The sequence below is a fragment of the Halomonas sp. V046 genome (genome assembly GCF_052645355.1).
In genome coordinates this window covers 321,205-331,294 of the sequence record NZ_JBQXYF010000006.1, presented here as the reverse complement: position 1 = coordinate 331,294, position 10,090 = coordinate 321,205, and the positions used below count along the sequence as shown (strand labels likewise).

General features: G+C 63.5%; 9 protein-coding genes. 3 read left to right on the top strand and 6 right to left on the bottom strand.

Annotation, left to right across the window (positions count from 1 at the left end; all coding sequences use genetic code 11):
- Positions 1-94: IS3 family transposase (locus ACUN9Y_RS10645; protein ID WP_445460690.1), on the top strand; the 94-nt coding region annotated here is incomplete at its 5' end.
- 98 nt (positions 95-192) lie between these two features.
- Here the strand turns inward: ACUN9Y_RS10645 and ACUN9Y_RS10640 are convergent.
- Both ACUN9Y_RS10640 and ACUN9Y_RS10635 read right to left on the bottom strand, forming a co-directional pair.
- The gene (locus ACUN9Y_RS10640; RefSeq protein WP_445460676.1) at positions 193-831 is read right to left on the bottom strand and encodes an OmpW/AlkL family protein; all 639 of its coding nucleotides are present in this window, start codon (positions 829-831) and stop codon (positions 193-195) included.
- A 258-nt stretch (positions 832-1,089) separates the two neighbouring features.
- A complete protein-coding gene (locus tag ACUN9Y_RS10635) occupies positions 1,090-1,698 on the bottom strand; it encodes an OmpW/AlkL family protein (RefSeq protein ID WP_445460675.1) in 609 nt (202 codons plus the stop codon).
- Positions 1,699-1,972: 274 nt separating this feature from the next.
- Between ACUN9Y_RS10635 and ACUN9Y_RS10630 the strand changes: the two genes are divergently transcribed.
- Entirely contained in the window at positions 1,973-2,317 is a 345-nt protein-coding gene (locus ACUN9Y_RS10630) for a hypothetical protein (RefSeq protein WP_445460674.1), read from the top strand.
- A gap of 306 nt (positions 2,318-2,623) precedes the next feature.
- Here the strand turns inward: ACUN9Y_RS10630 and putP are convergent, their stop codons facing one another.
- From putP to ACUN9Y_RS10610, 4 genes are all read right to left on the bottom strand, one after another.
- Positions 2,624-4,102, bottom strand: coding sequence for a sodium/proline symporter PutP (gene putP, locus ACUN9Y_RS10625; protein WP_445460673.1), 1,479 nt, complete (start codon positions 4,100-4,102; stop codon positions 2,624-2,626).
- 168 nt (positions 4,103-4,270) lie between these two features.
- Positions 4,271-7,462: a bifunctional proline dehydrogenase/L-glutamate gamma-semialdehyde dehydrogenase PutA gene (gene putA / locus ACUN9Y_RS10620; protein ID WP_445460672.1), complete on the bottom strand. Its 3,192-nt coding sequence runs from the start codon at positions 7,460-7,462 to the stop codon at positions 4,271-4,273.
- A 227-nt stretch (positions 7,463-7,689) separates the two neighbouring features.
- Positions 7,690-8,487, bottom strand: a complete 798-nt coding sequence (locus tag ACUN9Y_RS10615) for a helix-turn-helix domain-containing protein (RefSeq protein ID WP_445460671.1) — start codon at positions 8,485-8,487, stop codon at positions 7,690-7,692.
- A gap of 55 nt (positions 8,488-8,542) precedes the next feature.
- Positions 8,543-8,920, bottom strand: coding sequence for a hypothetical protein (locus ACUN9Y_RS10610; RefSeq protein WP_445460670.1), 378 nt, complete (start codon positions 8,918-8,920; stop codon positions 8,543-8,545).
- 191 nt (positions 8,921-9,111) lie between these two features.
- Between ACUN9Y_RS10610 and ACUN9Y_RS10605 the strand changes: the two genes are divergently transcribed.
- Positions 9,112-10,050 (top strand): YeeE/YedE thiosulfate transporter family protein, encoded by a 939-nt coding sequence (locus ACUN9Y_RS10605; protein WP_445460669.1) that lies wholly within the window; start codon positions 9,112-9,114, stop codon positions 10,048-10,050.
- Positions 10,051-10,090 lie beyond the last annotated feature (40 nt).

Below are 10,090 nucleotides of genomic sequence, written 5' to 3'. Positions count from 1 at the left end.
GTACATCCATTACTACAACCACGAACGCATCCGCCTGAAACTAAAAGGCCTGAGCCCCGTACAGTACAGGACTCAGGCCTTGGGCGCCGGCTGAGTGAACCGTCCAACTATTGGGGGTCAGCTCATAGGATCGGCGGGCTTTATTGTGTCTCGGATCGCGATGGCAATGTGCCGCGATCCTCCGTGGCGTGCTTAGAAGCGGTAGCTGATGCCGCCCATGACCACGTAGGGATCGACGTCGATCTCGCCGATGTCCTCACCGTTGAGGTCGACGTCGCTGTCGATATCCAGGTACCAGACCGCCATGTTGAAGGCCCAATGCTCGTCGATCAGCAAATCGACGCCCGCCTGACCCGCCCAGCCCCAGGACTCGTCCAGGTCCAGATCGGCACCGGCGAGATCGATGTCTTCATCGGAGAAATGCGTGTAGTTCACGCCGAGGCCAACATAGGGCTGGACCCGCGCCTGGGTTCCGCCCAGCGGGTAGTACTGCAGGGTCAGGGTCGGTGGCAGGTGCTCGACGTCGGCGCCGATGCTCTGGCCGCCAACGTTGAGGTCGACGTCATGCTCGAAGGGTTCGGCGGCCAGCAGCTCGACGCCGAACTTGTCGTGGAAGCGATACCCGAGGGTGAAGGCGAAGCCGTTGTCGTCGTGGACATCGGTCTCCATGGTGCCGCCCATGAGCGAGCCATTGTCGGAATCCGGACTGACCTTGGCGATACCGACGCGGGTGTAGATGTCGCCTTCGCCATAGGCCATGGCCTGGGTACTGGCGAGGGCGGACCCGGCGAGGGTTGCAACGATGATGGAAGACAACAGGGGATGGCGCATGGCGTTCTCCTTCAGACACCTTGGGCGGGCGGACTCTCGATGACACAATCCAGTCCGCGATGCGCACAGTCTATGCGGCAGTGAAAAGAACCATATTGACCTGGCTCAATACCTCTTTTCATGGGGCTTCGAATTCTCGGCAGCAAAAACGGCGCCTGGAAGGTCCAGGCGCCGTCTCATCCACTCGTGTCATTGCTACACTGTCAGTGGGCCCGGCGTCAGCCTTGTCGGCTGCGCCAGGTGTTTCTGTGTCATCCGTTAGAAGCGATAGGTGACGCCGGCACCGATGGTCACCGGGTCGAGTTCGGCCTCGCCGACGTCATGGCCATCGACTTCGATGTCGGCATCCACGTCGGCATAGCGAGCGTAGGTACCCACCATCAGGTTATCGGTCACGCTGAGATCCACGCCCACCTGGGCGGCAGCGCCGTATGAACTGTCCAGATCGCCGCCGAAGCTCTCGTCAGAGAAGTGGGTGTAGTTCATGCCGACCCCCGCGTAGGGGTGGACGCGAGCATCTGCCACGCCACCGAGCGGGTAGTAGTTCAGCATCACGTTGACCGGCGTGCGCTCGACGCTGCCGATGCCGCCGCCTTCGACGCTCAAGTCATGTTCCATGGACTCACTGCCGTTGAGCTCGACGCCGAACTTGTCGTGGAACAGGTAGCCAAGGCCGTAAGCGAAGCCGTTCTCGTCGGAGATACTGAGGTCCTGATCCAGGACATCCCCATTGTCGGAGGTCGGGTCGGCCTTCTCGAAGCCGCCGCGGACGTACAGGTCGCCGGCCTGGTAAGCCATTGCGGACTGAGCGGCGAAGGCGGTGGTGGCGAGCAGTGCGCTGGTAGCGATCAGGCGAGTCATCTTCATGGACTGTCTCCTTGGAAAAGTCGCTGTGGCCAAGCGGTTGGCTCTGGCCACCGAACGATGCCGATTATAGGAAACAGTGTTTCTAAATGTCTTGTAGAAATATTCTATCGGCATCTTCGGGGTGTTTAGCGTCAAGCTATGGAACTTTCGTCTATAAGAAAGGTAATAGTGATACATTGTTGTACAAGTTTTTTGCACATTTGCGATCTTGGGTCGCACACTGGCCACAAATCGTCTTCACTAAGGGCATGACCGAGCCAAGGGAGGTTCGCCCATGCAGTGGCGTTCCAGAGGAGTGGTGAGACGGCGGCAGCGACGGGAGCGACTGGTCGGTATCGCCGCGGTGCCGGTGGGGGTTGCCGGGCTGGTGCTGATGGTCTCGGTGGGGCTTTACGTGTGGTTGCTGCTCGAGCCCAGGTTGATCAGCGGCTTGCCGTTGGTGTGGCGCCTGCCGCTGATCGTGCTGGGCGTCTGGGCATTGGGTGGTGGTCTGGCGATGCCGCTGCAGTACGCCGATGCGCATGGCTGGTGGCGCCTGGTGGGAACGGCGCCCTGGTATCCGTTGGCCCTTGGCGTCTTTACGCTGGTGTTGGTGTATCGCGCGGCGACGCTAGGGTAGCGCCCGGGCCTTGCCGCGAGGGGGCTTGTTGCGCGGACTGTTCCGAGGGGCTTTGCGAGGGCGGTGTGGCGACGGCTGTCGCGAGGGCTGTCGTGAGGGCTGTCGCGAGGGGTAGTGGATCGACACGGCCGGACAATTGCGGGTCGCCTGGGCGTTGCGCAGAATCGCAGCGGTGAGGTCGGCCCAGGGCCATGGGCGTCGGTGACGGTCGTCATTGGGTCAGGACAGGACAGGAGAGGAGAGGACACAAGAAAGCCGCCCATGGGCGGCTTTCTCGTTTTCTGCAGGAAGGTGCGACGGCGTCGGTCAGGCGTCTTCGAGGGTATCGAACTCGTGGGTGATCTCGTCGCTCGGCGGCGCCGTGATCAGACTCACCACGATGATCGCGATGTAGGCGAAGATGACCCCCGGAACGATCTCGTAGAGATCGAAGATGCCGCCGGAAAGTTCGGCCCAGCCGACCACGGTGACACCACCGACGATGATGCCGGCCAAGGCGCCCCACTGGTTCATGCGCCGCCAGAACAGCGACATGATCAGCGCCGGACCGAAGGCGGCACCGAAGCCCGCCCAGGCATAGGACACCAGGCCCAGCACCGTGGAGTCGGGGTTCATGGCCAGGGCATAGGCGACGATCGCGATGCCTACCACGGCAAAGCGGCCGACCCAGACCAGCTCGGACTGGCTGGCATCCTTGCGGAACAGCGCCTTGTAGAAGTCATCGGTCAGGGCGGAGGACGATACCAGCAGCTGTGAGTCGGCGGTGGACATGACTGCGGCCAGAATGGCAGCGAGCAGGACGCCGGCGACCAGCGGGTGGAAGATGGCGTTGACCATGACCATGAAGATGGTCTCTCCATCGCCAAGATCGCGCGTCATGTAGACCAGGCCGAGCAGGCCAACGGCCATGGCACAGGCCAGGCAAAGGCCGGACCAGGTCACCGCAATGCGACGCGCCGTGGGGATGTCGGCTTCGGAACGAATGGCGGCGAAGCGCGCCAGAATGTGCGGCTGGCCGAAGTAACCCAGGCCCCAGGCGAGCGAGCTGATGATGCCGATGGCCGACAGGGTCTCGCCGGTGGAGGCATCGACGAACCAGCTCAGCATGTCGGGGTTCTCGGCCAGGATCTGCTGGCCGCTGGCGCCGATGCCGCCGAGCTCGGTCATGGCAATGACCGGCACGATGAGCAAGGCTGCCGCCATCATCAGGCCCTGAATCAAGTCGGTCCAGGACACCGCCAGAAAGCCACCGAAGAAGGTGTAGGAGATGATCGCCAGAGTGCCGACCGTGACCGCGAAGGTGTAGTCGAAGCCGAAGACCGTCTCGAACAGCTTGCCGCCGGCGACGAGACCGGAGCTGGTGTAGAACAGGAAGAACAGCAGGATGAACACGGCCGAGATGACTCGCAGCAGCGGCGCCTTCTCGCGAAAGCGCTTGGCGAAGAAGTCCGGCAGGGTCAGTGCATCGTTGGCCTTGTAGGTGTAGACGCGCATGCGGCGGGCGACGATCAGCCAGTTCAGCCAGGTGCCGATCAGCAGGCCCACGGCGATCCACGAGGCGGAGAGACCGCTGACGTAGGCCGCGCCGGGCAGGCCTAGCAGCAGCCAACCGGACATGTCCGAGGCGCCGGCGGAGATGGCCGAGGTCCAGGGACCGAGGGAGCGGCCGCCGAGAATATAGTCGGACAGGTTGGTGGTGCGCTTGTAGGCGATGATACCGATGGCGAGCATCACCACCAGGTAGAGCGCGAACGTAATGCCAATGGTGGCGTTATTTTCAACCATGGGAGCGTTCCTTGTGGTTTTTGTCGTGGGTGATTGGCAGAGATCGAACAGGAAGCGATTCGTCAGCCGCTTCCCTGCGTAGTGAGGCGTCGTCACGGCGCCTCGAATCATGCCTTGCGTGGCTCCCGGCAGAGGATGCTCGCCACGGCCGGGAGCCGCTGGCCTGGGTCAGTCGTCGCCCAGTGCCAGCAGTGATGCATTGCCGCCGAGGGCCGCGGTATTGTTGGTCACGGTCTTTTCGGTGGCGAATCGCAGCAGATAGTTGGGGCCACCGGCCTTCGGGCCCGTGCCGGACAGTCCCTGGCCTCCGAAGGGCTGCACACCGACCACTGCACCGATGATATTGCGGTTGATGTAGACGTTGCCAACGCGCATTTTCCGCGCTATTTCATCGGCGAAGGATTCGTTACGGCTGTGCACGCCGAAGGTCAGTCCATAGCCGCGGCCATTGATGGAGTCGATGACCTTGTCGAGCTCCTGGCTCTTCCAGCGCACCACGTGCAGCACGGGACCGAATTGCTCGCGTTCCAGCGCGTCGATGCTGTCGATGGAGAAGGCTGCCGGTGCCACGAAGGTGCCGTTGGCGGTGTGCGCGGGGTCGAGTGGCGTTTCGCTGAGCAGACGGCCTTCGCTCTTGAGGCGCGCGATGTGCTCCTCGAGGCCCTTGCGTGCATCGTCGTCGATGACCGGACCGACATCGGTGCCGAGCTCGCGTGGGTCACCGACGTGCAGTTCGGCCATGGCGCCGTCGAGAATTTCCAGCACTCGATCGGCCACGTCGTCTTGTAGATACAGCACCCGCAGCGCCGAACAGCGTTGCCCGGCACTCTGGAACGCCGATTGAATCACATCGGCCACTACCTGCTCGGGCAGGGCGGTGGAGTCCACGATCATGGCGTTCATGCCGCCGGTCTCGGCCACCAGCGTCGGCAGCGGCGCGTTGTCGCGAGCGGCCAGCGCCCGGTTGATGATCTGTGCGGTGTCGGTGCCGCCGGTGAAGACCACGCCGGTGACCCGGGGGTCGCTGGTCAGCACGCTGCCGACCGTGGGACCGTCGCCCGGCAGCAGCTGCACGACCTCGCGGGGCATGCCGGCCTGGTGCAGCAATTCGACGACGCGGTGGGCGACGATGGAGGTCTGTTCGGCCGGCTTGGCCAGCACGGTGTTGCCGGCGACCGCGGTGGCGACCACCTGACCGCAGAAGATCGCCACCGGGAAGTTCCACGGGCTGATGGCGGCGAAGACCCCCTTGCCGCCCATGATCAGGCGGTTCGACTCGCCGGTAGGGCCAGGCAGCTCGGTTGGCGCGGCAAAGATCTCCTCGGCGCGCATGGCGTAGTAGCGGCAGAAGTCGACGGCCTCGCGGATCTCGTCGACGCCGTCGGTCAAGAGCTTACCGCCCTCACGGGAGCACAGCGCCATCAGTTCGGCGAGATGGTCTTCCATCAGGTCGGCGAAGCGACGCAGGATCGCGGCGCGTTCGGCCACCGGCGTGGCTTCCCAGGCTGGGAAGGCCGCCCAGGCGGCATCCAATGCCTTTTCGGCTTGATCCTTGGTGGTCCAGAGCACGCTGCCGACTTTCTGGCGGCGATCATAGGGGCTGGTCACGTCGTGAACCTGGGCCGGGTCCGTCGCCACGTCGAAGGCCAGTAGCGGGCGCGCGTCGTAGGTCTTGTCCATGTGTTTGGCCATGGCGTCCATCAGCGGCTGATACTCGCTTCTGATGTTGAGGTTGACGCCCTTGGAGTTGGGCCGTTGGGCGCCGTAGATATCGCGCGGCAGCGGGATCTGCGGGTTGGCCAGAGTATCGAACTGGCGCAGCGTGATCACCGGATGAACGCACAGCGACTCCACCGGCACCTTGGGGTCGACCAGCTGGTGGACGAAGGACGAGTTGGCGCCATTTTCCAGCAGTCGGCGCACCAGGTAGGGGAGCAGGTCCTTGTGCGCACCCACAGGGGCGTAGATGCGGCAGTAGGTGCCCTTCGGCGCGCGCTTCAGGGCGGCATCGTAGAGCGCCTCGCCCATGCCGTGCAGGCGCTGGAACTCGAATGGACGGGCCACGCCATTGGCCTGCTCGAGAATGGTCGAGATGGTATGGGCGTTGTGCGTCGCGAACTGCGGGAAGATGCGGCCGCGGGTAGCGTCCGACAACAGGAATCGGGCACAGGCGAGGTAGGCGACGTCGGTAGACGCCTTGCGGGTGAAGACCGGATAGCCATGGGCGCCGTGTTGCTGGGATTCCTTGATCTCGGTATCCCAGTAGGCGCCCTTGACCAGGCGCAGCGGAATTTCGTCGCCCTGGTGCTCGGCCAGACGGTTGAGGTAGTGCAGGACAGGCAAGGCGCGCTTGGCATAGGCCTGAACCACCAGGCCAAAGTGGCCCCAGCCGCGCACCACGTCGCTTTCGTAGACCGCGCGGAAGACTTCCAGCGAGAGTTCCAGGCGGTCGACTTCCTCGGCATCGATGGTCATGGCCACGTTGTTGTCCCGGGCCAGCTTGGCCAGGTCCTTGACGGTGCCCACCAGTTCTTCGAGGACCTGAGTACGGCGGCCGAATTCGTAGCGTGGGTGCAGCGCCGACAGCTTGATCGAGATCGACGGGGACGGCGCCTTGTCGCCGAGCCGGCGGCTGGTCTTGCCGACCTGCTCGATGGCCTTGGCGTAGTCCTCGTAGTAGCGTCCGGCATCCGGGCGAGTGCGAGCCGCTTCGCCCAGCATGTCGTAGGAGTAGGTGTAGCCCTTGTCGAACAGCGGCTGGGAGCGCTTGAGCGCTTCGTCGATGTCGCGGCCAAGCACGAACTGCTTGCCCATGACCTTCATCGCCTCAACCATGGCGTGGCGAATGACCGGCTCACCCATGCGGTTGACCAGCTTGTTGATGAAGCCTGTCGGCTTGCCTTCCTTGGGCTTGTCGAGGGTGACCACGCGTCCGGTCATCAGAAGGCCCCAGGTCGAGGCGTTGACCAGCCAGGACTCACTCTTGCCGAGGTGGGCCTTCCAGTCGGCGGGGCCGAGGCGGTCTTCGATCAAGGCATCCGCGGTGGCCTTGTCGGGGATGCGCAGCATGGCCTCGGCCAGGCACATCAGCATCAGCCCCTCATGAGTGTCGAGGCTGTATTGCTGGAGCAGCTCGTCGATGGTGTCGACGGCGGTGTCCATCTCACGCACTTCCCTGACCAGGGAGGCGGTCTGCTCAGCGATATGCTCAATGCGTTGCTCGCTATCGTCGACGAGCGTGATCAGCTCGGCGACGAAGGCGTTCTCGTCAACGGCGTAGTGGTCGCTGACGCGGCTGAAAAGGGTATCGAGCGTCTGCTGCCAGGTGGCGTCGTCGAGCATATTGTTAGCATTGAGCATTGCAGTCCCCTGATGGTTTGCCCGCCGGTGGCGGAAGTGGACCCCGCGTGGTGCGTCCCGCGGAGTCTGGGCATGGTAGGAAGCCTAGGTCCGACGCCGCCGCCCCGCTTGGCAAAAGCACGGGAGGATTTACCCAATTCGCCGCCAGTTGTCCTGACTCTAGCTGGGGATGGCTTATTTAGCAGGCGACAGATGCGACCTTGACAGATACGCGAGGCGGTCCCGGGTCAGGAACGCAGGCTGGTGAGCTGGGCGTTGCGCTGGCGGCGGACCTGACTCGGTGTCTGGCCAAAGGCATGGCGATAGGCCCGGGAGAGGGCGCTTTGATGGGCGAAACCGGTCAAGGCCGCGATCTCGGAGAGAGGCAGGTGGCTGCGTAGCAGGAGACGTTGAGAGGTATCGAGCCGTCGGCGCATCACGTACTGCCAGGGGGAAACGCCAGTCTGGTGGCGAAAACGCTCGGTGAAATGCGCTTCGCTCAAGCAGGCGACCGTCGCCAGATCGGCGACCCTCAGACGGCCCGACAGATGATCGTCGATATAGCGATCGAGGCAACGAAGGTCGATGCGGCGGTGGCTGGGAGGCGCCGGCTCATTGGCCAGGCGTGCATGCAGTGAACCGAGCAGTGTAGTGGCCAGGCGTTCCTGGTGGATGCTCGGAATCGCACCGAGTCGCGACAGTTGGCCCAGTTCCTGGATGAGGAACTTAAGGTAGTGCTTCAGTGGTTCGTCGAGGTCGAAAAAGCGCGGCGCGTCGAACAGTCGTGCCAGATCATGGTGATGGCCGGTCAAGGCCAGGGCATCGTTTGGCAGGTCGAGGATCAGTTGACGATTGTTGCCGGTGCCGGCGTAGTAGTGCAGGTGGTTGGCGGGGACGATGCAGCCGCAAAAGGCATCGATGGACCCGCCGAGGCCCTCGATATCGAAGTCTGCCCGGCCCTCGAGCGCGATCACGATCTGGTGAAAGTCGTGGCTGTGGTGCTGGGTGGCGGTGTCGAGGGGAATCTGTCGTATGGCGCTGGTCATCGTCAGCCTCCGGCCGCACAAGATGCGACCATCTTACCGAATTGTGTCGTGAGCCTCACTTGTGTACGCGATGACGCTCGAGCTGTGTGCGCGCATTCAGGTGGTCGCGCAGTGCCCTGAGCTCCGCCTTCCCCTCCTTGTCCAGCAGCGACTTGTTGCGTGACAGCCGGCCGAACCGCCCGTGGTCCTCCATCAGTTGCCTGGCGCGACGTCGAACGCCGTCGAGATAGTCGCTATGGCGGATCGGATAGAGAATCGTCGCATTCCACTCGTCCTCGCCCAGGTCGTCGCCGAGGGCGCGATCGAACAATGCCAGCAGGTGCTCGGGTTCGGTGCGATAGCGCGGGGTGCCGGCCAGCATCAGCACGGCAAGAACGCTCCCGATGACCACCACACAGACGGCAAACACGAGCAGAAACAGTGGCACGGTCATGAAAGGGGCCCTTGGCGTCGGCGGAAACGGGACGAATGTCGGGCAGGAAGGCTCTCATATCTGTGCCTTTTTGTCCCTATCTTGACGCTGTCGCGATCCGTCTCTTTCGGTTTCTTTGCATATTGTTACATTGTAGGAGGCGACAGGCATTCGGCCATCGGTAGCTCCCACCCGCTCCTTGGAGAAGAGACATGGCGATACTCTTGACCCTCGGCCTGGCCGTGGCACTGGGAGGGTTGGCCCAGCGAACAGGGCTATGCATGGTCAGAGCGGTAGAAGGACTTCGCGGCAGGCGGCCCGGCCTGCTGCTGACGATCATCGGCTGTGGTGTCTGGTTCTGGCTGGTCAGTCCATTCTTCGCCTACTTTCCCCTCGGCGACGTCATGGCCCGTTATGCGGTGGGCTGGCCCTTCGTGCTCGGCGGCCTGCTGTTCGGGCTCGCGGCAGCGGCCAATCATGGCTGTTCGATATCGACGCTGGCGGCACTCGCCCGCGGTGAATGGCATATGCTCGGCACGGTGTTCGGGTGGGTGCTGGGCTGGTGGTTGCTGGTGTGGCTTGCCCCGGGCATCGTCTATACGCGCCTTGGTGCGCCCCTGTCGCCGAGTTGGTGGGTGATCTTGGTGCTGGTGTTGCTGTCGCTGGTCGCCATCTGGCGGCTTTCTCCGGCCCATCGACGAATCTATTCGGGCATCGTGGTCTTCGGTGCCGTAGGCGGACTGCTGGGAGCGATGGAGCCACACTGGTCGCCGAGCCAATTGATTCGCGACCTGATCGAGCGTCCGTTCGGCATGGACATGCCGTGGCCGACCCTGGTGCGGGTGTTGATCAGTGCGATGATCCTTGCCGGCATGGCGGTGGCGGCAGTAGAGCGCCTGCCGTGGTCTCGCTACGAGCACTCTGCGGGACGTTGGGTGAAGCATATCCTGGCCGGCGTCGTGATGGGCATCGGCGCCGCTCTGGCGCTTGGGGGCAATGACTTTCAGCTGTTGATCGGTCTGCCGGCGGGGTCACCAGCCGCCGTTGTCGCAGTTGCGAGCATCGTCGCGGGCATCTGGCTCGGGCTGTCCATCGACCAGCGGCTGAAGGAAAGGCGGCGCAAGGACGTCGAAACGCCGCCGGCGGAGTGACCTCATCCGTTCCCTCTGCTCATTGTTCCGGGGCAGTCTT